General features: G+C 63.0%; 14 protein-coding genes, 2 tRNA genes, 3 rRNA genes and 6 pseudogenes. 8 read left to right on the top strand and 17 right to left on the bottom strand.

Going from position 1 to position 22,598, the window contains the following annotated elements; translation table 11 throughout:
- Positions 1–160: 160 nt before the first annotated feature.
- The 4 genes from AAF143_RS08950 (at position 161) to AAF143_RS08935 (ending at position 2,353) form a co-directional block, all read left to right on the top strand.
- Entirely contained in the window at positions 161–337 is a 177-nt protein-coding gene (locus AAF143_RS08950) for a hypothetical protein (RefSeq protein ID WP_198953905.1), read from the top strand.
- Positions 334–1,512 carry an exodeoxyribonuclease VII large subunit gene (gene xseA, locus AAF143_RS08945; protein ID WP_414026808.1) on the top strand — a complete coding sequence of 393 codons (1,179 nt, stop codon included), beginning with the start codon at positions 334–336 and terminating at the stop codon, positions 1,510–1,512. Before AAF143_RS08950 ends, xseA begins: the two co-directional genes overlap by 4 nt.
- A 3-nt stretch (positions 1,513–1,515) precedes the next feature.
- Positions 1,516–1,797, top strand: coding sequence for an exodeoxyribonuclease VII small subunit (locus AAF143_RS08940; protein ID WP_254988860.1), 282 nt, complete (start codon positions 1,516–1,518; stop codon positions 1,795–1,797).
- Between the two features lie 109 nt (positions 1,798–1,906).
- Entirely contained in the window at positions 1,907–2,353 is a 447-nt protein-coding gene (locus tag AAF143_RS08935) for a DUF2834 domain-containing protein (RefSeq protein WP_414026807.1), read from the top strand.
- Here the strand turns inward: AAF143_RS08935 and AAF143_RS08930 are convergent.
- The 14 genes and pseudogenes from AAF143_RS08930 to AAF143_RS08865 form a co-directional block, all read right to left on the bottom strand.
- Complete coding sequence (locus tag AAF143_RS08930; RefSeq protein WP_414026806.1) at positions 2,288–2,623, bottom strand: hypothetical protein; 336 nt, start codon at positions 2,621–2,623, stop codon at positions 2,288–2,290. The genes AAF143_RS08935 and AAF143_RS08930 overlap by 66 nt on opposite strands.
- 18 nt (positions 2,624–2,641) lie before the next feature.
- Positions 2,642–3,247: a YhjD/YihY/BrkB family envelope integrity protein gene (locus AAF143_RS08925; RefSeq protein ID WP_414026805.1), complete on the bottom strand. Its 606-nt coding sequence runs from the start codon at positions 3,245–3,247 to the stop codon at positions 2,642–2,644.
- Positions 3,159–3,479, bottom strand: a complete 321-nt coding sequence (locus tag AAF143_RS08920) for a YhjD/YihY/BrkB family envelope integrity protein (RefSeq protein WP_414026912.1) — start codon at positions 3,477–3,479, stop codon at positions 3,159–3,161. Before AAF143_RS08920 ends, AAF143_RS08925 begins: the two co-directional genes overlap by 89 nt.
- A 245-nt stretch (positions 3,480–3,724) precedes the next feature.
- Positions 3,725–3,840: ribosomal RNA gene (gene rrf / locus AAF143_RS08915) — 5S ribosomal RNA — on the bottom strand.
- A 139-nt stretch (positions 3,841–3,979) separates the two neighbouring features.
- Positions 3,980–6,870: ribosomal RNA gene (locus AAF143_RS08910) — 23S ribosomal RNA — on the bottom strand.
- Between the two features lie 543 nt (positions 6,871–7,413).
- Positions 7,414–7,486 (bottom strand) — tRNA-Ala (locus AAF143_RS08905).
- 9 nt (positions 7,487–7,495) lie between these two features.
- Positions 7,496–7,569, bottom strand: a tRNA-Ile gene (locus AAF143_RS08900).
- 198 nt (positions 7,570–7,767) lie between these two features.
- Positions 7,768–9,253: ribosomal RNA gene (locus AAF143_RS08895) — 16S ribosomal RNA — on the bottom strand.
- Together the 16S, 23S and 5S rRNA genes with 2 tRNA genes alongside form the textbook arrangement of a ribosomal RNA operon.
- A 584-nt stretch (positions 9,254–9,837) precedes the next feature.
- On the bottom strand, positions 9,838–10,641 hold the full coding sequence (locus tag AAF143_RS08890; protein WP_414026804.1) for an inositol monophosphatase family protein: 804 nt from the start codon (positions 10,639–10,641) through the stop codon (positions 9,838–9,840).
- Positions 10,610–11,898, bottom strand: a pseudogene (locus AAF143_RS08885) (BCD family MFS transporter). The gene AAF143_RS08890 and the pseudogene AAF143_RS08885 overlap by 32 nt, the downstream one beginning before the upstream one ends.
- Before the next feature lie 189 nt (positions 11,899–12,087).
- Entirely contained in the window at positions 12,088–13,236 is a 1,149-nt protein-coding gene (locus tag AAF143_RS08880; protein WP_414026911.1) for a TolC family protein, read from the bottom strand.
- Positions 13,236–13,886 carry a TolC family protein gene (locus tag AAF143_RS08875; RefSeq protein ID WP_414026803.1) on the bottom strand — a complete coding sequence of 217 codons (651 nt, stop codon included), beginning with the start codon at positions 13,884–13,886 and terminating at the stop codon, positions 13,236–13,238. The genes AAF143_RS08880 and AAF143_RS08875 overlap by 1 nt, the downstream gene beginning before the upstream one ends.
- A gap of 83 nt (positions 13,887–13,969) precedes the next feature.
- The gene (locus AAF143_RS08870; protein WP_255010796.1) at positions 13,970–15,358 is read right to left on the bottom strand and encodes a TIGR03279 family radical SAM protein; all 1,389 of its coding nucleotides are present in this window, start codon (positions 15,356–15,358) and stop codon (positions 13,970–13,972) included.
- A gap of 24 nt (positions 15,359–15,382) precedes the next feature.
- Positions 15,383–16,231: an undecaprenyl-diphosphate phosphatase gene (locus AAF143_RS08865; protein WP_255010794.1), complete on the bottom strand. Its 849-nt coding sequence runs from the start codon at positions 16,229–16,231 to the stop codon at positions 15,383–15,385.
- Between the two features lie 74 nt (positions 16,232–16,305).
- Here AAF143_RS08865 and AAF143_RS08860 point away from each other — a divergent pair.
- The 3 pseudogenes from AAF143_RS08860 to nadB all read left to right on the top strand — a co-directional run bounded on the left by AAF143_RS08860 (position 16,306) and on the right by nadB (position 19,404).
- Positions 16,306–17,120 (top strand): annotated as a pseudogene (locus AAF143_RS08860) (DUF3120 domain-containing protein).
- A 152-nt stretch (positions 17,121–17,272) separates the two neighbouring features.
- A pseudogene (gene psbU, locus AAF143_RS08855) lies at positions 17,273–17,648 on the top strand (photosystem II complex extrinsic protein PsbU).
- Between the two features lie 68 nt (positions 17,649–17,716).
- Positions 17,717–19,404, top strand: a pseudogene (gene nadB / locus AAF143_RS08850) (L-aspartate oxidase).
- Here the strand turns inward: nadB and AAF143_RS08845 are convergent.
- From AAF143_RS08845 to AAF143_RS08835, 3 genes and pseudogenes are all read right to left on the bottom strand, one after another.
- A complete protein-coding gene (locus tag AAF143_RS08845) occupies positions 19,373–20,314 on the bottom strand; it encodes a vitamin K epoxide reductase family protein (protein ID WP_414026802.1) in 942 nt (313 codons plus the stop codon). The pseudogene nadB and the gene AAF143_RS08845 overlap by 32 nt on opposite strands.
- A 16-nt stretch (positions 20,315–20,330) precedes the next feature.
- Positions 20,331–20,881: pseudogene (locus AAF143_RS08840) on the bottom strand (BtpA/SgcQ family protein).
- The gene (locus AAF143_RS08835) at positions 20,779–21,108 is read right to left on the bottom strand and encodes a BtpA/SgcQ family protein (protein ID WP_414026801.1); all 330 of its coding nucleotides are present in this window, start codon (positions 21,106–21,108) and stop codon (positions 20,779–20,781) included. The pseudogene AAF143_RS08840 and the gene AAF143_RS08835 overlap by 103 nt, the downstream one beginning before the upstream one ends.
- A gap of 83 nt (positions 21,109–21,191) precedes the next feature.
- Here AAF143_RS08835 and rimO point away from each other — a divergent pair.
- A pseudogene (gene rimO, locus AAF143_RS08830) lies at positions 21,192–22,596 on the top strand (30S ribosomal protein S12 methylthiotransferase RimO).
- Positions 22,597–22,598: the final 2 nt, after the last annotated feature.

The raw sequence follows: 22,598 nt of genomic DNA, 5'->3' as shown, positions 1-22,598 counted from the left end.
TGCGCCTGCAGGCGCTGGCGCAGGGACGGACCGGTAGACGCGCGCAGGGTGGTAATAACGGAGACCGCTGACCGCCCCCCTGCCTAAAGGGAGGCCCCGCCAGCTGTCAAGCCAGGGGGCAAGCGGCTGGTCCAAACTGGGCCCTTCCGGCGCTGCCACCTTGGCCCGTTTCTACGTCAACAACCGCCGTGATGGCTCGAGGCTGCTGAGCAGCGCCCTGGTGATCTGTGCGGCAGGGCTGATCCGGATCGACCATCCCATCGGCCAGGCGGTGGCACTGGTCGCCGGATTGGTGAGCCTCTACTGGTGGAGCTGCTACCGCCAGCTGCAGCAATGACGAGCACAGGGGACAGCCCCGCCATCCCGCGCTACAGCGTGGCGGAGCTGAATGGGGCCGTGGCCAGCCTGCTGGAACGCGGCTTTGCGCCCCACTTCCTGCTGGATGCCACCGTCAGCCGCCCCCAGCTCAAGAAGGGCCATCTGTGGATGACGCTGGTCGACGACCAGGCCTCGATCTCCGCGGTGGTCTGGGCCTCCCAACTGGGCAAGCTCAGCTTTGTTCCCGAAGACGGCGACGGCGTCGTGGTGGTGGGCAAGCTCAACTTCTGGAGCAGCCGGGCCAGCCTGTGCGTTCAGGCCCTCGACATCCGGCCCAGCCTCAGCAGCGTGCTGCGCCAATTTGAGCAGGTGCGAGAACGGCTGACGGCCGAAGGCCTGCTGGATCCGGCCCGCAAAAGGCCCCTGCCCCCCTTCCCGCGCCGGATTGCCCTGCTCACCAGCCGCCCCAGCTCGGCCCTCGCCGACATGCTGCGCACCGCCCAGGAGCGCTGGCCCGCCACCGGGCTGCTCGTGGTGTCGATCCCCGTGCAGGGCCCTGTTCAAACCGAGATCTGCCGCGCCCTGCACCAGCTGGGGCGCCAGGCGGAGGCCCTGGGGATCGAGGCGGTGGTGATCGGCCGCGGTGGCGGCAGCCGCGAAGATCTGGCGGTGTTCGACAACGAAGAGGTCGCCCGCAGCATTGCGACCTGCCCGGTGCCCGTGGTGAGCGGCATTGGCCACGAAGACGACACCACCATCGCCGACCTCGTGGCTGACCTGCGGGCCGCCACCCCCACCGCCGCGCTGGTCGCCCTGTTGCCCGATCGCCACGCCACGCTCCAGGGATTGCGGCAGCAGGCGCGCCATCTGCGTCAGCTGGTGCAGTGGCGGCTTCAGGCCGAGGGGCAACGCCTGGGGCGGGAGCGCGAGCGCTTGGTGGGTCTCCACCCCCAGGGCCTGCTGGCATCGAAGCGCCAGCACCTGCTGCAGGCGCAGCATCTGTTGCAAGCGCTCTCACCCGAGCACCAGCTGGCCCGCGGCTTCAGCCTGCTCCGCAGCCCCGATGGCACCCTGGTGCGGTCGATCCAACAGCTGCACGTGGGAAGCCCCGTGGTCGTCCAGCTCCGGGATGGCCGCGCCAATGCCGTGGTGCGCGACATTCAGGCCGAGGCCCAGCTACCCCTGTCACGCTGAATCATGCCCAAGGCGAAACCCCGACAAACAACCGGCAGCAGTGAGCAGAACGCGGCCGCCACGGCCGCGGCTGATCTCTCCTACAACGAAGCACAAACAGCTCTGCAACTCACCCTGGCCGCCCTCCAGGCCAACGACCTCGATGTGGAAGAGATGACCGGCCTGTATCGGCGCGCACGGGCCTACATCGAGCGCTGCGAGACCGTGCTCGCAAGCGTGGAACAGGACCTGTTGCTGTGGGACGACAGCAGCGAGGCTGCCGGACCGATGCCGGAATCCCCCTAAGACTTGAATCCCCTTAATGACCGAGTCCCGCTGAACCCTGCAACCACGATGGCCCCCTCGACCGAACTGACGTCCGACAACGCCACCCCCGAGCGGCGGCCCACGAGCCGTGAAATGGCTCTATCTCGCCCTGGCAATTGCTGGAGCGATCCTGCCCTGGCTGTCCAACCTTGCGTTCATCCGCGAGTACGGCGCCAGCTTTGACCTCGGGCTGTTCGTGCAACTGGCCAATGCCAATCCGGCGGCGAGTTCGCTATCGCGCGATCTGGCCATCGGCGCAACGGCAGTGGTGATCTGGATGGTGCAGGAAAGCCGGCGCCTGCAGATGCGCGGGCTGGCCTGGGTGCTGTTCAGCTGCGTCACGTTGGCCTTTGCCTGCGGCGCGCCGCTGTTTCTGTATCTCAGGGAACGCCGGCTTGAGGGAGCTTGCCCGCCCCTGAAGAGCGCTAACGCAAAAGCCATGGTGCCTCTAGATTTGTTCCTGCGCTGTTCAGTTGTCCTCTACCACCTCCACATCGATAGTGACGTTGCTGACATCCAGTTGATCAACAGGTGACCTGGCATTGATGCCATCGCCGAAGGGCGTGCCACAGGCAGGGCAACTGTCGGTGGCCATGCTCGTGAACCCACAGGCTGGGCAAGTGAGCAGGCGCTTCTGGATCACCTGCCACGCCACGAACCCCGCCGCTCCAAGCAACAGCGGCAACAGCAGCAATACGAGGGTGATGCCGCCCACAAGATCGAGCACGAAACGCCCGAGCGGCCCAGGCGCCAACAGCAGCAGGGCCGCCAACAACAACCAGATCCAGGTGTTCGAGCGCTGCATCGCCGCTGGCCCAGGCCTTCAGGGGAAATCCATCCTGGCGCGGTTGGGGCGATCGAGAACGACGCAGAGACATTGGCCGTAGTAGAGGATCACACCCACCAACCAGACCCAAAGACTCAGCACCAAGACGCCGCCAACCAGTCCATAGGCCTGAAACCGGATCCCCAGGGTGACCAGCACACGGCCCAGCACCAGATTCAGAAACGTGAGCGACACCCCGATCAGCGCGGCCCCGGGGATCAGGGGTCGCCAGGGGACACGACGCGATGGCAACACCCAAAGCAACAGGAGCGAAGCGGAAACGCTGAGGCCTAGGGAAATGATCAAGTCCAGCCCCCAGGACACGGGCTGCTGGATACCGCGAGCCCAAGGCCAGATGGCTAGTAACCCGTCTCGCAGTCCGGTAGAGCCCAGCAATCGCATATTGGTGAATGCTTGATCCACCACGATCAGCACAGCAAACAACGACACCAGGCCGAGGGCCTTGATCCGCAACTGCAGATAGCGGCGCAGCAAAGCCAGCCACGACAACCCCTCAAACCCAACGGAGCGATCCCACCAGAGGCGATCCGCCCCCCGTTGAAGCGTGAGATAGGCATTGCTGGCGGTTAACACCAGCACCACCACACCCAACAGCCCAGCACCCACGCCCTGGCGCAAAAAGCCGATAGCGTTGCTTCAAAACCGGAATCGCCGTACTAGGCAGCACGGTGAAAACGATGTTGAGCAAGCGCTCAACCAAGCCCTCATCACGGCCCAACAGCTTCGCTGCCAGCGATAACGCGATCAGCAGAACGGGGAAGACAGACTGCAGACTGTGATAAGCAAATGCGGCGCTGAGATCGACGCAGTCCATCTGCAACCAAAGCCGATAAGCCAGCCAGAACGATCGAAACCGGCGGATTTGGCGCATCAGCCGGAATCGACGAGCGGGATGCAGCACTGAAAACCACACCTTGGATTTTCGGGGTCGATGGTTGGAGAGTAGCGCCCAACAAAAAAGCCACCCCGGGGTGGCTTTCTGCTTCAAGGGAGATCGCTGATTTCAGGCTTCCAAAAGGAAACCAAAGCAGATCAACCAGAAGATGGAATGAAGGTTTTACCTGGCATCGAGCTATTTTCTCAGGGGGCTGCCCCCAAATATCGTCGCCGCTGCAGCGTTTCACAACCGAGTTCGAGATGGATCGGAGTGGTTCCACTGCGCCATGGACACCAGGATAGAAATCACCTCTCGGTGACTCCTCTCTTCATTCCCAGGTTGAACCCTGAGAACTGCATAGCCTAGAAAGACTCCCAACTCTTTAAAAGAAAAGCTGAATGTCTTTCGCCTGGAAAAAAGCTTTTAGAGCTCGAGTTTTGGTCAAGCCCTCGGTCTATTAGTACTCCTCTGCTTCACGCTATTACCGCGCTTCCACATAGAGCCTATCAACGGGTGTTCTTCCCGTGACCTTACTGGCTTAACGCCATGAGAACACTCATCTTCAGGTGGGCTTCCCACTTAGATGCTTTCAGCGGTTATCCTCTCCGCACATGGCTACCCAGCGTTTACCGTTGGCACGATAACTGGTACACCAGAGGTGCGTTCCTCCCGGTCCTCTCGTACTAGGGAGAACTCCTGTCAATGTTCTTGCGCATGCACCGGATATGGACCGAACTGTCTCACGACGTTCTGAACCCAGCTCGCGTACCGCTTTAATGGGCGAACAGCCCAACCCTTGGGACCGACTTCAGCCCCAGGTTGCGATGAGCCGACATCGAGGTGCCAAACCTCCCCGTCGATGTGAACTCTTGGGGGAGATCAGCCTGTTATCCCTAGAGTAACTTTTATCCGTTGAGCGACGGCCCTTCCACTCAGAACCGTCGGATCACTAAAGCCGGGTTTCCTCCCTGTTCGACTTGTTGGTCTCACAGTCAAGCTTGCTTCTGCTTTTGCACTCGTCGGCTGATTTCCAACCAGCCTGAGCAAACCTTTGCGCGCCTCCGTTACCTTTTAGGAGGCGACCGCCCCAGTCAAACTGCCCACCTGATACTGTCCCCTCTCCGGATAACGGATGAGGGTTAGAACCCTAGCTCGCAAAGAGTGGTATCTCACCGTTGGCTCACATCAACCCACAAGCTGATGATCAATGCCTCCCACCTATCCTGCGCATTGCGAGCCCGGGCACAATACCAAGCTACAGTAAAGCTTCATAGGGTCTTTCTGTCCGGGTGCACGTAGTCCGCATCTTCACAGACAATTCTATTTCGCCGAGCCTCTCTCCGAGACAGCGCCCAGATCGTTACGCCTTTCGTGCGGGTCGGAACTTACCCGACAAGGAATTTCGCTACCTTAGGACCGTTATAGTTACGGCCGCCGTTCACCGGGGCTTCAGTCGCTAGCTTCGCTTTCGCTGACCAGCTTCCTTAACCTTCCGGCACTGGGCAGGCGTCAGCCCCCATACGTCGTCTTGCGACTTAGCGGAGACCTGTGTTTTTGGTAAACAGTCGCCTGGGCCTCTTCACTGCGACCACCTTGCGGTGGCACTCCTTCTCCCGAAGTTACGGAGCCATTTTGCCGAGTTCCTTAGAGAGAGTTACCTCGCGCCCCTCGGTATTCTCTACCACCCCACCTGTGTCGGTTTCGGGTACAGGCCATCATGCCTTAACGGGTATAGGGCTTTTCTTGGAAGCATGACATCACCCACTTCGCTTCCGTAGAAGCTCGTACTCACGCCTCAGCTCAAAGTGTTTTCGCCACTTCTCAACGCCTCGAACGCTTGAACCAGTAACCAACATCTGGCTGGGCTAGCCTTCTCCGTCCCCCTTCCCAAAACATGACAGGTACAGGAATGTTGACCTGTTGTCCATCGACTACGCCTTTCGGCCTCGCCTTAGGTCCTGACTAACCCTCCGCGGACGAGCCTGCCGGAGGAACCCTTAGGGTTTCGGGGCATGGGATTCTCACCCATGTTTTCGCTACTCAAGCCGACATTCTCACTTCCATGCAGTCCACGCCCGCTTACGCTAACGCTTCACCCCACATGGAACGCTCCCCTACCATTGATCTGTTCCAAAGAACAAATTAATCCGCAGCTTCGGTACAATGCTTAGCCCCGTTCATTTTCGGCGCAGGATCGCTCGACCAGTGAGCTATTACGCACTCCTTTGAGGATGGCTGCTTCTAGGCAAACCTCCTGGTTGTCTGGGCAATCCCACCTCCTTTATCACTTAGCATTGATTTGGGGACCTTAGCTGGCGGTCTGGGCTGTTTCCCTTTCGACCATGGAGCTTATCCCCCACAGTCTGACTGCCTAGTTACACACAGGGTATTCAGAGTTCGTATCGATTTGGTACCGCTCTCGCAGCCCGCACCGAAACGGTGGCTTTACCCCCCTGCTGGAGCACTAGACGCTACGCCTCAACGTATTTCGGGGAGAACCAGCTAGCTCCGGGTTCGATTGGCATTTCACCCCTAACCACAGCTCATCCGCTGATTTTTCAACATCAGTCGGTTCGGACCTCCACTTGGTGTTACCCAAGCTTCATCCTGGCCATGGTTAGATCACCCGGGTTCGGGTCTATAAACACTGACGATCGCCCTATTCAGACTCGCTTTCGCTATGGCTCCACCATTCCCGGTTTAACCTGCCAGTGCCTATAAGTCGCCGGCTCATTCTTCAACAGGCACACGGTCACCCGATCAGTCGGGCTCCCATTGCTTGTAAGCTCACGGTTTCATGTTCTATTTCACTCCCCTCCCGGGGTTCTTTTCACCTTTCCCTCGCGGTACTGTTGCGCTATCGGTCACACAGGAGTACTTAGCCTTACGAGGTGGTCCTCGCTGATTCACACGGAATTCCACGTGCTCCGTGCTACTCGGGATACAGCTAGGCCAGTTCCATTTTCGAGTACGGGGCTTTCACCCTCTATGGCGCGCCATTCAAACGCTTCCTCTAACTTCCCTGGTCCACGTTGCTGTCCCACAACCCCGATGGTCGAAACCATCGGTTTAGGCTCGTCCCCGTTCGCTCGCCGCTACTGAGGGAGTCGTTTTTTACTTTCCTTTCCTCCAGCTACTAAGATGTTTCAGTTCGCTGGGTTGGCTCGCGTCCGCCTATAGATTCAGCGGACCGTTCTAGGGGTTGCCCCATTCGGAAATTCCCGGATCAAAGCGTGTTTCCAGCTCCCCGAGACTTATCGCAGGTAACTACGTCCTTCATCGCCTCTGTGTGCCAAGGTATCCACCGTGAGCCCTTTGTAGCTTGACCAATTAACCTCCACATCACATTGCTGCTGTTGTAAGCAGATTCTTCCAGTTTCACCGGCTAGAGCTTGGCTTTTTTCTTGGCGCATCTTTCGATTGGCCTTGATGTCAGCGTTCTTCTAGTGGTATGAAACAAGGAATCAGACCCCTCCTGTCTCGGCGACATTTGAGGAATGATGCGGAGTCTCGGCTCTTGCTCAAGAATTTTCCTGCTCATTGACGCCTCAAAACCCCGGCTCAACTCAAGCCATCACCTCTCAGTGATTGCCTGGATCAAACCAAAGCTTGAACGTTAATGTCAGGCATCTATGAGATGCTTAATTAACAGACTTTCCTATGCAGTTGTCAAGGTTCTGCTGAACTCGTTAAGGAGCCCAGCGTCGTTTCAACCCATGGCAATCAAGCAGGCCAATGATTGGCAGCTGGATAAGCTATTGATCGGCTGATCAATGGGAATGAAATGAAGCTGGAATCCGCAGGCAGCGGATCAAATCTAAAGTCAATCACACACAGAGTAAACCTCCCGTTGTTTGGAAGGGTTGGTCAGTGGAGGTTAGCGGACTCGAACCGCTGACATCCTGCTTGCAAAGCAGGCGCTCTACCAACTGAGCTAAACCCCCAAACACGAATGGGCCATCCTGGACTTGAACCAGGGACCTCACCCTTATCAGGGGTGCGCTCTAACCACCTGAGCTAATGGCCCAGGAGAATCCTCTGTGGGGTGTGACCTAGACAAAGTTTAGGAACTGAATCTGAATTAAAGGATCTCAAATTAATCTCAACTTTCGTTGACACTGATTTTTATCCTCTCCTCAGTTGAGGTACCGATTATCCATCGAGATGACAGAATCCCTAGCCAGCTACAAAAATGTCTGGACTAGAAATTTGTATTGTATCCCTGTTAGGAGGTGATCCAGCCGCACCTTCCGGTACGGCTACCTTGTTACGACTTCACCCCAGTCATCAGCCCCACCTTCGGCATCCTCCTCCCTTACGGGTTGGAGTAATGACTTCGGGCATGGCCAACTTCCATGGTGTGACGGGCGGTGTGTACAAGGCCCGGGAACGTATTCACCGCAGTATGCTGACCTGCGATTACTAGCGATTCCTCCTTCACGTAGGCGAGTTGCAGCCTACGATCTGAACTGAGCCACGGTTTATGGGATTTGCTAGCTCTCGCGAGTTTGCTGCCCTTTGTCCGTAGCATTGTAGTACGTGTGTAGCCCAGGATGTAAGGGGCATGATGACTTGACGTCATCCACACCTTCCTCCGGTTTATCACCGGCGGTCTCTCTAGAGTGCCCAACTGAATGCTGGCAACTAAAGACGTGGGTTGCGCTCGTTGCGGGACTTAACCCAACATCTCACGACACGAGCTGACGACAGCCATGCACCACCTGTCACTGCGCTCCCGAAGGCACTCCCTCGTTTCCAAGGGATTCGCAGGATGTCAAACCCTGGTAAGGTTCTTCGCGTTGCATCGAATTAAACCACATACTCCACCGCTTGTGCGGGCCCCCGTCAATTCCTTTGAGTTTCACACTTGCGTGCGTACTCCCCAGGCGGAACACTTAACGCGTTAGCTACGACACCGAGAGGGATAATTCTCCCGACACCTAGTGTTCATCGTTTACGGCTAGGACTACAGGGGTATCTAATCCCTTTCGCTCCCCTAGCTTTCGTCCATGAGCGTCAGTTATGGCCCAGCAGAGCGCCTTCGCCACTGGTGTTCTTCCCGATATCTACGCATTTCACCGCTACACCGGGAATTCCCTCTGCCCCTACCACACTCGAGCCTTGTAGTTTCCATCGCTGAAATGGAGTTGAGCCCCACGCTTTAACGACAGACTTTCAAGGCCGCCTGCGGACGCTTTACGCCCAATAATTCCGGATAACGCTTGCCACTCCCGTATTACCGCGGCTGCTGGCACGGAATTAGCCGTGGCTTATTCCTCAAGTACCGTCAGTTCTTCTTCCTTGAGAAAAGAGGTTTACAGCCCAGAGGCCTTCATCCCTCACGCGGCGTTGCTCCGTCAGGCTTTCGCCCATTGCGGAAAATTCCCCACTGCTGCCTCCCGTAGGAGTCTGGGCCGTGTCTCAGTCCCAGTGTGGCTGATCGTCCTCTCAGACCAGCTACTGATCGAAGCCTTGGTGAGCCATTACCTCACCAACTAGCTAATCAGACGCGAGCTCATCCTCAGGCGAAATTCATTTCACCTCTCGGCATATGGGGTATTAGCGGCCGTTTCCAGCCGTTATCCCCCTCCTGAGGGCAGATTCTCACGCGTTACTCACCCGTCCGCCACTAACCCGAAGGTTCGTTCGACTTGCATGTGTTAAGCACGCCGCCAGCGTTCATCCTGAGCCAGGATCAAACTCTCCGTTGTAGTCACATATCCTTTTAAACTGCTCGCGCAATTCTCAACATGTGTTGCCTGATCCCTAAAATGCAGCACTGGCGTACTACTTTTAGTGATTGGCCTCCTTTTTAAAAAGGGTTCGAGAGCGCATCTCACCATCAATCCCAAAACTTGCGCTTTGCTCTCACTGGTAAAATGACTTTCCAGATCTCAGATCCGGTCGCAACAGTCACTGGGTGGTTTTCTTCTATCAACCGCTGCGTCCGTGAAAACACATCAATTAATCTTCCATTCCAGCTCCCGTCGCTAGTTTGTTTTTTGACGGGACCTCACACCTTTGCTGCTATTCGGCCACATCTTGCTCCTCCCCTTAGCGCTCAACCCAAACGGATCAGCGCCTTCAGTTCAAAGCAGACATGACGCAGCAAAAGCGTCAGTTCCTAAACTTTTTGGTTGTCCAGGTGCTCCGTTCGCCCCTCTCAGGGCATCCGGCTCGGCGATCTCTCAACCGCCTTTTCAACCTACAACATCGATCGGCTCTCGCCATCCGCTGCTTTCGGCTCCGCGCTCCGCCTCTCGGTGGTGCGCAGTCCAAAACTGTATCACAGGCTTCAGCCAGCCACCAGAGCCTTGGCCCACGGGAGGAAGGTCTCGAGCGTGGAGTCGCTGCGGGCCGCCAGCACCGGATAGTCGGTATGGGCCAAATTGGCCCCAGGCGCCTGATCCTGGGGATCGATCAGCAGCCAGCGGATCGGGCACTCAAGCTCCGTGAGCACAAGCCAGGCCGCCGCCAGATCCCAGATCTTCGGAGTGGCCTCAAGGGCGGCAACGGTCTGCCCCATCGCAACGCTCACCAGGTTCAAGCTGGCCACGCCCAGCAAGCGGATCTTGCCGGGGAAGCGGCGGTCGGGAAGTTTCTGGAGAACGCCGATGGAGCGGCTGCACAGGGAGGCGCACCCCGCCACATCGGCCTGTCGCGATGGGGGCTGCAGCAGCTTGCCGTTGCGCCAGGCCCCCTGACCTCGCACGGCGATGATCCGCTGGCGCAGGGGGCACATCCAGCACGGCCCACACGGGCAGTCCCCCTCGAAGCGGGCAATCGAGATCGCCCAGTAGGGAATGCCGGCAGCAAAATTGGTGGTGCCATCGAGGGGATCGACGACCCAGTAAGCCGAGCTGATGGGCACGTGCTGGTCCCCCTCCTCGCTCAGCACCCCCTCCCCAGGGAAGGCGTCGCCAAGACCGCGCACGATGGTTTCATCGCTCCAGCGGTCGCAAGCGGTGATCAGGCTTCCGTCGGCCTTGGCCTCGGAGGCCATGTGGCCAAAATCCTGACGCTGGCGGTCCGCGACCGCATCCACCAGGGTTTCCAGCCGAGCCAGCTCAGGTGGATAGGTGGCAAGGGTGGTGGTCATCCGAGCTCCAGGGAGAGAACGTGGGCGAGGCGGCGGCCGGTGTCCTGGCGGAACTGCTGCAGGTCGACGCGCTCCAGCAGCACGAGGGCACCCAGGGCAACGAACACTTCCAGCAGCAACACCAGGGCATAGGCGCCAAAGGGTCCGTGACCAGGGAGCAGCCAGCGTCCGAAGTCGAGCAGAGCCCCCCCGCCACCTTGCCGACAGCCCGCGAGAGGGCCTGGGCCAGACCCCAGACCCCAACGAAGGTACCGGCCACCTCGGGGAGGGTGAGATCGAGCATCAGGCAGAGGGCGCCATTGGTACCGATGCCCGCAGCGAGGCCGAAGAGCACCATCGCCACACGCAGCAACGGAACACTGGCAAGACTGCCCGCGACCACCAGCAACAGCAACGTCGCAACGATCAGACGACAACCCAGGCGCGCCGTGGCGAACTTACCCAGCCAAGGCACGATCAGCAGGCCCGCCAACACCAGACCCACCAGGGTGCCCACGCCCCAGAAGGCGTTGAGCGCGGCCGTGGCGGCGATCGGCAGGGCGAAGACCTCGGCGCCGTAGCTCTCGAGGATCGGATCCTGCAGAAAAAGCCCCAGGGTGAACAACACCAGAAACAAGAAGAAGATCAGCACCTGGCGGCTGCAGGTGATCAACTGCCAGGCCTGGGCAAGTGTGACGGCATCGTCGCGCTCGTTGGCGCGGCTGAGGGTCGACGGTCCACGGGGAGTTTCGAGCCCCCAGGTGGCCACCAGGGTCAGCGCCACCACGATCAGGGCCGCCTTGGCGATGAAGGCCAGCAACACCGGTTTCAGCACGGCCGGATCGGTCACGCCATCGAGACCCTTGAGGCTGAGGCTGATGGCGATGGCCCCCACCACGATGCCAACGGTGAGCATCGACCAGATCACACTCACCGCCCTGGGCCGCTCTGCCTCGCTGGTGCGATCGATCACCAGGGCGAGATAGGGGGTGGTGGCAAGGGAAATTCCAATGCCGTAAGCGGCGAAGAGAGCGCAGAGCCCGGCGGCTCCAGCAGCCATGGCTCCTGGACTGCCGCCATTAAACGCCGACGCCACCTGAAAGATGAGCGGCACGGCCAGCACCGCCAAACCGGTGAACAGCAGTGTGCCGATCCAGATGTAAGGCGTTCGGTGGCGCCCCCCAGGGGACGGGCATCGGAGACATGGCCGAACAACACCCGAGTGGGGGCCATGAACTGCTCAAAGGCCAAGGCCCCGCCCACGAGGACCGCGGGCATGCCGAGCTCCGTGATCATGATCCTGTTGAGCAGGCCGGCGAAGATCACCGCCAAGGCACCGAGGCAGGCCTGAAACAGACCGAGCCGAAGGACCTGATGCAGTTTCATTCCGCTGGAAACCTGGGGGTACGTAGGGGCCATGGCGGAGGGGGCCACGGCTTACTCGAACAACAGCAGAATGCAGGCCACCTAGGGCCCCAGGGGCCCGCCGGCGGCGGACTTGAACGAGGCCAGGCAGGCGGGCAACAGGGGCTCGGGGGGCACCGGCACGTTGACGCCGTTGTCAGGCATGGTGGACGGCAGGGAGCGGGGTTGACAGGTCACAATCTGATCGAGGCCCGTGCGGCGACGGATCTCAGCCAACTGGCGGTTGTAGTCGGCCAGAGCGGAGGAGTAGGCCACTTCGGCCTGGGTCAGGTCCCGCTGGTTGTCAACCACCTCCCGCTGGGTGGTGACGCCGGCCTGGAAACGCAACCGGGCCAGACGCAGGGATTCCCTGGCCGAGATCACCTGGCGGGAGGTGGTCTGGATGTTGCGGTTGTTCTGGAGCAGCCTGTAGAAGCTGTCCTCCACCTGCAGCCGGATGGCATCGCGTTGGGAGGCGAACAGATAGGTGTTCTGCTCGGCCTGCTGCTTGAAGCGGCGGGCCTCGGCGTTGGCACGGCCCCCATCGAACAGGTTCCAGCTGAGGTTCAGACCGACGGCGTTGTTGACCTGGTATTGATAGCCGTTCATGTTCGTGGTGTTGATCGTGTTCAAACCGTTGGGGTCGACCACCCCGCGGTTGCGCGACAACCCGAAGTTGTTGAAGATGTTCAGGAACGGCTGCACGCGGCCCTTTTCAGCGTTGGCATCACTGTTGGACACGGAGATGTCAAGCAGGGCATTATCGAGCTCTTCGCGGAAGGCATAGGCCGCCACGATGCTCTCCTGGAGGGATGGGGTCCAGACGCCCAGGGCACGCAGGGGCTCCTTGGCGGTGGGGGTGACGTTCTGGGGAAGGTTGAGCAGGGCCGCCAGGGCCCGGCGGGCGATGGCCTGCTGGGCCAGGCCACCGTTGAGCAGCTGCTGGTCGCGGGCCAGTTGGGTTTCTGCTTCAAGAACCTCCAGCTTGGTGGCTACGCCGGCCTGATAGCGGGCCCTGGCATCCCGCAGGCTCACCAGTGAGGCCCGCACGGACTGCTGGCCGATGCGCACCTGATCATCGGAGAGCTGAAGGTCGAAGTAGCGCTGAGCGGCTTCAAGCCTCTTTTCCCGGAGCGCGATGAGGTACTGGTTCTTGGCTTTCTCGTAGCGGTCGCGGGCGGCGGCGACCTGGGGAACGCGCTGGGGATTGATCAGACCCCAGGTGATTCCAACCGTGCCGGCCCCCCGATCAGCTTGGTTTGGGTGAGGCCATCGGCAAAGAAAGACCCGCCATTGGGGCGGCTGGTGTAGGACTCCTGATTGAACAGCTGGGGGAAGCTCTGGGCCGTGAGCTGGATGTTTGGGTACCAGGAGGAAATCTGAGCCCGCAGGTTGGATTTGGCCTGGTCCACCTGGGAGGCGACGGCCTTGAGGTCTGAATTGTTGACCTCCACCAGGTTCTCGACATCCACCAGGCCCAGGGGCCGCAGCGCCCGGATCACCACTTGCTCGGGCTTGGTGGGAAGGGCCAGGGAGTTCGGGGCAACGAGACGCTCCAACCCAGGAAGCACCTTGGTGGCGGCAGGGGCGAGCACATCCGGGTTGGACTTGGGCCTGGGGCCCTTGACTTTGGGAGCCAGGGGCAGCACCTGGGGCGGGGGATCAAGCAGCGGCGGGGGAGCATCCAGGGCGGCCACCGGTGCAACGGCTGGCGTGGCGGCTTGGCCCACCACCGGAATCACCGTTGGAGACGGGGCCTCGGCAATCAGCTGGGGCAGCGGCGGAATCTCAACGCCACCACGGGCGGCTGACAGCTCTTGGGGCTCCTTGGTGGGCTGAGCGAAGGCAACGAGCGGCTGCACACTGACAAGACAGGTACCGGTCAAGGCAGTAACTGCCAACAGCGAGCGTCTCACCAGATACCTTCAAAATATGCACGCTGAGTTTAATGAGTTTGCGGCGAACACACCAGGCAGGCGGCCACGAGATCATCCGCCCCCTTCAGAAGGTTGATGGGCACCACCAAACGTTCCTGAATCTCAGCAAGGGTTAGATCATCAAGGAACACCGGCTGTCCCTGTCGCAACATCACCGACGGCAGAAGCAACTCCTCCCCCAAGTCCTTTCCGGCCAGTCCCGCCAGCAGATCAGAACCGGTCAAAAGGCCTGTCACCACTTGATCTTGGCCCCAGTAGGGACTCGGCAATCCATAGAGGCGAAGCTCCAGACCCTCCACCCGGTTGAGCCGATCGACCACCGGCTGCAGGGCCTCGGCCACCAGTTGGCCCACCACCCAGCTCAACCGACGGGGCCGCTCCAGGGCGGCGGGCAACTCCCGCGTCGCATGATCCAGGGCCTCCAGAAAGGCTCGGATGCTCCCCACGCCGTTCTCCTGTTGCGGCAAATCTTCGTAACTGCTGCGCGGTGGCAACGGGCGCCCGGCGATTAGGTACCACTCATCGGAAAGCCAGGTGAAGCGGCTCTGGAGCTGGGGTTCAAACTCTCGCTGCAGGGCCTCCACCAACTCGATCACCCGCCGGGCGCAGGCCCGATCCACGGGAATCAGCCCGTCGCCGTCGGGGCGAAAGCGCGTCAGACCCACCGGAACCACCGCCGCCGAGAGCACCGCCGGCCACTGGCCACTGGCCAGGCTCGCCAGATCCCGCAGGGTGCGCTCCAGGGCCGCACCGTCGTTCCGGCCCGGACAGACCACCACCTGGGCGTGGATCTGCAGCCGGCGCTCGGCGAACCAGCCCAACTGCTCCATCAACAGGCCCGCCCGGGGGTTCACCAGGAGCTGCTGTCGCAACTTGGGATCCGTGGCATGGACCGAGACGAACAGGGGTGAAAGGCGCTGCTCCTCGATCCGCTGCCAGTCGGCGGCGGCGAGGTTGGTGAGGGTCAGGTAGGAGCCGTAGAGAAAACTCAGGCGGTAATCGTCGTCCTTGAGGTAGAGGCTGGCGCGCTGGCCCGGAGGCTGCTGGTCGATGAAGCAGAAGGCGCAGTGGTTGTTGCACTGGCGCAGGCCATCGAAGAGCGCCTCTGTGAATCCCAGGCCGAGACCGTCGTCGAGGTCCTTCTCGATCTCGAGCAGGTGCCGTTCACCGCTGGGATCCTCCACCTCCAGGGTCAGTTCCTCGGCGGCACTGAGCACCTGGTAATCGATCAGGTCGCGCGGCCGGCTCCCATTGATGCTGAGCAGTCGGTCCCCGGGCTCAAAGCCCAGCTCCTCTCCGATGGAGCCCGGCTCCACCGAGGCCACCACCGCAGGGGCGGGGAGCCGTTGGTCTTGGCCGGCGGCGAGGGCGACTCCGGCGGAGGGTTCAATCCACACGGGGCGGAGCTGGGGCGATGGGGTTCAGTTTGGGACCGCCGCGACCTGGGATGTCCAGACCAGCAGCAGCAGCCCGAACACCAGGCGGTATCCCACGAAGATCCAGGTGCTGTGCTTCTGCAGGTACTTGAGCAGCCAGGCGATCGCCCACCAGGAAACCAGGCCAGCGGAGACCACACCGATCAACAACGGCAGCGCCCCGCCGGCGATCGGCACGCTGAAGGCAGATTTGAGCTCCACCAGCCCCGCCAGGGTGATGGCAGGAATGCCCAGCAGAAAGGAGAAACGGGCCGCATCCTCCCGGCGCCAGCCATCGAAGAGGGAGGCGGTGAGCGTGCTGCCGGAGCGGGAGACACCGGGAATCAAGGCCAGGGCCTGGGCCAGCCCCACCAGCAGGCCATCGAGACCGCGCACCTGGGAGATCTGCTTGAGGCGCTGGCCAAAGCGCTCCGCCAGCGCCAGCAACAGGGCCATCACGATCGAGGCGATGGCGATCGAGCTGATGCTGCGCAGGGGCGAGTGGTCGAAATCGGGCACCAGTTTCTTGATCACCGCCGCCGCCACGAGGATCGGCAGGGTGCCGATGGCGATCGCCAGACCCAGCCGGGCTTCGGTGGAACCCCAACTGCCCTCCCGGAAGGCCTTGGCCACCCCCGCCAGCACCAGAGCCAGATCACGCCAGAAATAGGCGATCACAGCGACGATGCTGCCCAGCTGGATCACAGCGGTGACGGCCACCCCGGGATCGCCCCAACCCAGCAGCACAGGCACCACCTTGAGGTGGGCCGTGCTGCTGATCGGCAGGAACTCGGTCAGCCCCTGCACCACCCCAAGCACCAGGAAATGCCAGCAGGCCGTTGCCAGGTCAAGCATGGGAGCTGGCGTAAGGGCGGAAATCGGCACCGGAGAAGCGTGTGGTTGATCCGACCCTATGGCGACGGGCGCTGATGGCAGAGCCAGGGACTCCCTTAAGGTTGAACACCTTTCTTCATGTTCCTGGTGTTCGGGACCCTGGCTCCTCCCCCTCCCGACAGCGGCCCGAGGCCTTGTCCACTCGCACACTGGCCCCTCCGGCCCCGCAAACAAGGGCGGTCCGACTCTCTAGTCAGCGCGACTCCCTGCCCATGCTGGCAGCACTTCTGGTGCTGCTGCCGGTGTTTCTGCAGGCACCCTGGGTGCGTCTTCAACCCTTCAGCGCGGCCCTGTTCACCCTGCCGCTGCTGCTGCTCGGCCTGGGCCTGGAACGCTTCGGACGGGGGACCTGGAAAACCTCGGGCCCCTTGCTGGTGGGCTTTAGCGGCAGCTGGCTGGCGGGGTGCCTGTTCTGGGGCTGGTGCCGGGAGCATCCCCTCTGGCACCTGCCGATCGAGGCCTTCGCCCTGCCCCTGGCTCTCACCGGTCTGGGCGGTCGTTGGCGCATGGCCTGCAGTTTCTATCTCGCTTCGCTGCTGGGCACCGCCTGCACCGATGCCGTGATGGCCCTCATCGGCGTGATCCGTCTCTGGCCCGCGGTGGTCCAGGCTCCCCCGACCAGGCGGCGTTGCTGTTGCAAACGGCCGCCCAGGTCGTGCTTCAACCGCCCTGCCTGCTGCTGGTGCTGGGCGTGGCCGCCGCCCTCGGCGCAGGCTGCCACTGGGCCTGGCGGGGTCATCGGGACAGGGCCTGGCACATCGCTGCAGCCGCCCTGGCCACCACCGTGGCCGTGGATGGCCTGTTTCTCGGGGCTGCCTTGCTGGCCCCGAAGCTCAGCGGCCTGGTCTGATCGCCGTCGCACCGCGCTCCAGGGGAGCCGCCCGATTGAAGTTCTGCAAAAGCCTTCCGCCCCTGGGCTGGTCCCATGCAGCGCACCTGTAGCGTTGGTTTGATGGTTGCTTTGCGGCCACATTGCTCGCTGTTTGGATCGGAGTTTTTGCGATGAAACGCCTGCTGTCGTGGCTCATGAGTGGCGTGGTGATGGCCAGCCTGCTGCTCACCCTCCTGCTTCCTCCCGCCGCCCAGGCGGCGGAGCTGCGCAACATCGCCGACGACAAGATGGCCGAACGGGGCGACAAGGTTGATCTCAACAACTCCTCGGTGCGCGCCTTCCAGCAGTTCCCTGGCCTTTATCCCACCCTGGCCGGCAAGATCGTGCTGGGCGGGCCCTACGACAACGTGGACGACGTGCTCAAGCTGGAACTGACGTCCCGTCAGAAGGAGCTGTTCGAGAAATACAAGGCCAACTTCACGGTCACTCCCCTCGATCGCCTTGAACGAAGGTTTTGATCGGATCAACGACGGTGTCTACCGCTGATCCAGCGTTCTTCTGGCTCCTCATCAAGCCGTCGGGCCTTGCTCCCGGCGGCTTTTTTCGTGGCGACCATGGCTGAGCAGGCTTCCAGTTCGCCGCTCTCGACCAGCTGGGATGTGGTGGTGATCGGCGGCGGCGCCGCCGGTCTGATGGCCTGCCTGGAGTTGCCGGCGGACTTGCGGGTGCTGCTCCTGAGCAAGGACGCCGCCCCTCGATCCGCCAGCCGCTGGGCCCAGGGGGCATCGCCGCGGTGACCAGGCCCGAGGACAGTTTCGCCAGCCACCAGGAGGACACCCTGCGGGCCGGTGGCGGCCTGTGCGATCCCGAGGCCGTCGCTCTTCTGGTGCGCGAGGCCCCCGCCTGCGTCGAGCGGCTGCTGCAACTCGGGATGGATTTCGACCGTGACGGCGAACACCTGAGCACCACCTTGGAGGCCGCCCACAGCCACCGGCGCGTGCTCCACGCCCAGGACCGCACCGGAGGGGCGCTGGTGGATGCCCTCGAGCGCGAGGTGCTCAGACGGCCGGGCCTGGTGCAGCGCAAGGGGGTGGCGGCGCTTTCGCTCTGGGTCGAGGGCGGTCGTTGCCAGGGATTGCAGGTCCTCGAAGGCCCGCGGCTGCGCTGGCTACGGGCCGGGGCGGTGGTGCTGGCCAGCGGCGGGGGCGCTCACCTATTCGCCAACACCACCAACCCCCCCAGGCCACCGGTGACGGGGTGGTGATGGCCTGGCAGGCCGGAGCGGTGCTGCGCGATCTGGAGTTCGTTCAGTTTCACCCCACCGCTCTGATGCTGCCGGGGGCGCCCCACTTCTTGATCTCCGAGGCGGTGCGGGGCGAGGGAGCCCGGCTGCTGGACCCCCACGGCCACAGCCCCGTGGGCCGCCTGGCGGGAGGGGATCTCGCCCCCCGAGATCAGGTCAGCCGCGCCCTGGTGCGCTGCATGCAGGACCAGCGGCTGGATCACGTCTGGCTCGACCTGCGCCCGGTGGGGGAAGACCGCTTGGCACGCCAGTTCCCGACGATCCTGAGGCGCTGCCGGGAGCTGGGGCTGGAGCCTTTGCGGGAGCCGATCCCCGTGGCCCCCGCCGCCCACTATTGGATGGGTGGTGTGAGCACCGATCTGGACGCCAGCACCAGCCTCAAGGGGCTCTACGCCGTCGGTGAGGTGGCCTGCACGGGGGTGCACGGGGCCAACCGGCTGGCCAGCAACTCCCTGATGGAATGCCTGGTCTTCTGCCCGGCAGCTTCGGCGGATCGAGCTGGCGACCCAGACCCCGGGCCCAGGCCAGGAACCCTGTCACCACCTGAGCGCCAGCTCAGTTCTGCGCCCAGCTGCTGGCGCTCAGCTGGGTCTTGATGCCCTGCGCAGCCTCTGCTGGCGGGTGGCGGGGGTGGAACGGGACGGGGGGCAGCTGCGGCGGAGCCTGCGAATGCTGGGGGAGCAGGCTGGCCCCGCCTGGGCAGGCGGCTCCCACCACTCGGTGGCTGGCCTGAATCCAGGCGAGCAGCTGGAGCTGGAACCCCAGGACGTCAGGACCCTGCTTGATCAACACGAACTGAGCCAGCAGCTTGTGCTGGCGAGGCTGCTGTTGGAGGCGGCCGCCTTCCGTCAGGAGAGCCGAGGCGGCCACTTTCGCCTCGATGCACCGGCGAGCCAGCCGTTCTGGGCCCGCCACAGCCTGCAGCACCGGGACGAGCCGATGGCCACGGCCCCGCTGGGGGCGCCGTTCAAGGGCTCACAGGCCCCGAATAGCCGCTGAGCTTGGCGAGTTCCTTGAGGCTCTTGACCCCGGAGCTGAGGCTGCCCTTGATCTCCCAGCTGGGGAAGCCCTCGATCTTCTTCTGCTCGCAGAGCTCCCGCTGGCTGTTCTGACCATCGGGGGCACACTCCACGATCTTGAGCTTCGCCGTGGCCTGCTTGCCGAACAGCTCCTTCTGCTCATGGCAGTGGGGGCACCACCAGGCGGAGTACATCACAGCGCCTCCAGCGTTGAGATGCTCTGCCAGAGCCAGGGTCTCAGGGGTGCTCTGACGGACGACCGCCATCGGCACCCCCTTGGTGGCCAACACCGCCGGCTTATTCACCGAAGCCGCCCAACCGAGGGACATCAAGCCCACCACCAGCGCCAGGAGGATGCCACGGAACAGCAGCTGGCCCCGGTCCTCCCACTCGCCGCCCACCAGGCTGAGCACCAGGAGAGAGAGGCTCAGCACCGCCGAGAGGATGCAGAACGGACAGCAACTCTTGATCGCAAAAAGCATCACCCCGATCAGCACCGAGCTGAACACCGCCATGCCGGTGCTGATCAGAACCAGGCCCCACCAACTGGCGTCTGTGAGCCTGGCCTTGGCCTCCCCCTTGATCACCAGGGGCACCACCGCCAGCAGCAGCACACTGGCGTAGGCCAGGAAGCCAAACAGCGACAGGGGCTGCCCCAACACCGTGCCCCAGCCGCTGGAGAGCACCTGTTCGCAGCCATTGCAGCCGAACAATCCCTCCTTGGCGCAGGTCAGGCCCCCGAGGAGCCCCCATTTCTTCAGGGTGATCGCACCGGTGTCGATCGCGCCGACCGTGGCCAGCACGGCGATCACCACCCGAGCCCAACGGCGGCCGGGATCACCGCCGCGGCGGCGGCTGCCCAGACGGGTGTTCAGGCGGTTGGTGGTCAAAGCTGAAGCGGCGTCGCTAAGGCGATTGTGGCAGCAGGAGCCGGAGTGCCTCCACCCGGGCCGCCTCCACCGGCCGATGGACCAGGCCCTCCTGCTTGAGGGCGGTGCCGGCGATCACCCCATCGCAGGCGGCCGCCAGGGACGCCATGGTTTCGGCCCTGGCGCCGCTGCCGATCAGCACCGGGGCACCGGCGGCGACCGCTCGGGCACGCCGCAGGTCGTCCAGGGAGGTGGGCTGGCCCGTGCCGCTGCCGGAGACAATCACCCCGTCGGCCCCGCCTCGGGCCAGCACGTCGCGCACCGCCTCTTCAATCGTCAACGGGGCCAGGGGGCGCCGTGCTTCACCAGCACATCCGCCAGGATCCGAATCCCTTCGGCCCCCAGCAGCCGGCGGCGGCGCAGCAGCTCGGCGGCGGGCCCCTGCAGCAACCCCTGGTCGGTGACGGTGGCGCCGGTGAGCACGTTCACGCGGATGAAGCGGGCACCGCTGGCCTGGGCGATCGCCAGGGCCGCCAGGGCATCGTTGCGCAGCACGTTGAGACCCACGGGCAAGGGTGTGGCCCCCACCACGGCGGTGGCGATCCGGGCCATCGAGGCCACCGTTTCCGGCGGCACCCGCTCCCCCAGAACGGCGCATCGCCAAAGTTCTCCACGATCAGGCCATCGGCCCCGCCTTCGAGATACGCCCGGGCATCGGCCAGGGCGGCCGCCTGCACCGCCTCCAGATCCCCCGCCCAGAGCGGAGAGCCCGGCAAGGGTTGCAGGTGCACCACTCCGATCAGCGGGCAGGGCATGGGGAACAACGCACGCCAGGGGGCAGCCATCGCACAACTCGTCACCTTTGGTCCCATAGGGTGAACGATCAGCCCGCCGTGCCATGACCGCAGCCACCGGCCAGCCCGCCACCCCCAGCAAACCGACGGTGGCCTTCGCCCACCTGGGCTGCGAGAAGAACCGTGTGGACACCGAACACATGCTCGGCCTGCTGGCGGAAGCCGGTTATGGCGTCAGCGCCGACGAAACCGACGCCGCTGTGGTGGTGGTCAACACCTGCAGCTTCATCCAGGACGCCCGGGAGGAATCGGTGCGCACGCTGGTGGAGCTGGCGGAGCAGGGCAAGCAATTGATCATTGCCGGCTGCCTGGCCCAGCACTTCCAGGAGGAACTGCTGGAGTCACTGCCGGAGGCCCGGGCGATCGTGGGCACCGGCGACTACCAGCACATCGTCAGCGTGCTGGAGCGGGTCGAGGGGGCGAGCGGGTGAACCAGGTCAGCGCCGTGCCCACCTTCGTGGCCGACGAGCACCTCCCCCGCTACCGCACCACCTCCGAGGCCGTGGCCTACCTGAAGGTGGCCGAAGGCTGCGACTACCGCTGCGCCTTCTGCATCATTCCCAAACTGCGCGGCGACCAACGCTCGCGACCGATCGAATCGATTCTGGCCGAAGCCCAGCAGCTGGCGGCCCAGGGCGTGAAGGAACTGATCCTGATCAGCCAGATCACCACCAACTACGGCCTCGACCTCTACGGCAAGCCCCAGCTGGCGGAGCTGCTGCGGGCGCTCGGTGCGGTGGAGATCCCCTGGATCCGGGTCCACTACGCCTACCCCACGGGCCTCACCAGCGACGTGCTGGCGGCCTACCGGGAGGTGCCCAACGTGTTGCCGTATCTGGATCTGCCCCTGCAGCACAGCCATCCGGAGGTGCTGCGGGCCATGAACCGTCCCTGGCAGGAGGGGTGACCGGCGGACTGTTGAAGCGCATCCGGGAGCAACTGCCGGAGGCCGTGCTGCGCACCACCTTCATCGTCGGGTTCCCGGGGGAAACCGAAGAGCAGTTCGAGCACCTGCTGGAATTCGTGGCCGAACAGCGCTTCGACCACGTGGGCGTGTTCACCTTCTCCCCTGAAGACGGCACCGCCGCCGCCGACCTGCCCCATCCGGTGCCGCCTGAGCTGGCCCAGGAGCGCAAAGACCGGCTGATGGCCCTGCAGCAACCGATTTCCGCCGCACGCAATGCTGCCTGGGTGGGCCGCATCGTCGATGTGTTGATCGAGCAGGAGAACCCCTCCAGCGGCGCCATGCTGGGCCGCTGTGGCCGCTTTGCCCCGGATGTGGACGGGGAGGTGCAGGTGCTGCCGGGTGAAGGTGGACTCTGTGCTGCCCCGGGCACGATGGTTCCCGTGCGGATCACGGGCTCAGGCCCCTACGACCTGCAGGGGGTGGTGGTCGGGGCAACCGCGATGGTGAACGAGGCCCTTGCCGCCCACCGGGGTGGGGCTTGAGC

It is taken from the genome of Cyanobium sp. ATX-6F1 (assembly GCF_047395825.1).
Taxonomy (GTDB): domain Bacteria; phylum Cyanobacteriota; class Cyanobacteriia; order PCC-6307; family Cyanobiaceae; genus ATX-6F1.
This window is presented reverse-complemented; position numbering and strand designations above follow the sequence as displayed.

What these genes read in the sequence shown, in the direction of transcription:
- xseA (WP_414026808.1), top strand. Translation starts at nt 334, where the DNA reads ATGACGAGCACAGGGGACAGCCCCGCCATCCCGCGCTACAGCGTGGCG.
- AAF143_RS08940 (WP_254988860.1), top strand. Translation starts at nt 1,516, where the DNA reads ATGCCCAAGGCGAAACCCCGACAAACAACCGGCAGCAGTGAGCAGAAC.
- AAF143_RS08930 (WP_414026806.1), bottom strand. Translation starts at nt 2,623, where the DNA reads ATGCAGCGCTCGAACACCTGGATCTGGTTGTTGTTGGCGGCCCTGCTG.
- AAF143_RS08920 (WP_414026912.1), bottom strand. Translation starts at nt 3,479, where the DNA reads ATGGACTGCGTCGATCTCAGCGCCGCATTTGCTTATCACAGTCTGCAG.
- AAF143_RS08890 (WP_414026804.1), bottom strand. Translation starts at nt 10,641, where the DNA reads ATGACCACCACCCTTGCCACCTATCCACCTGAGCTGGCTCGGCTGGAA.
- AAF143_RS08865 (WP_255010794.1), bottom strand. Translation starts at nt 16,231, where the DNA reads ATGCTTGACCTGGCAACGGCCTGCTGGCATTTCCTGGTGCTTGGGGTG.
- AAF143_RS08835 (WP_414026801.1), bottom strand. Translation starts at nt 21,108, where the DNA reads ATGCCCTGCCCGCTGATCGGAGTGGTGCACCTGCAACCCTTGCCGGGC.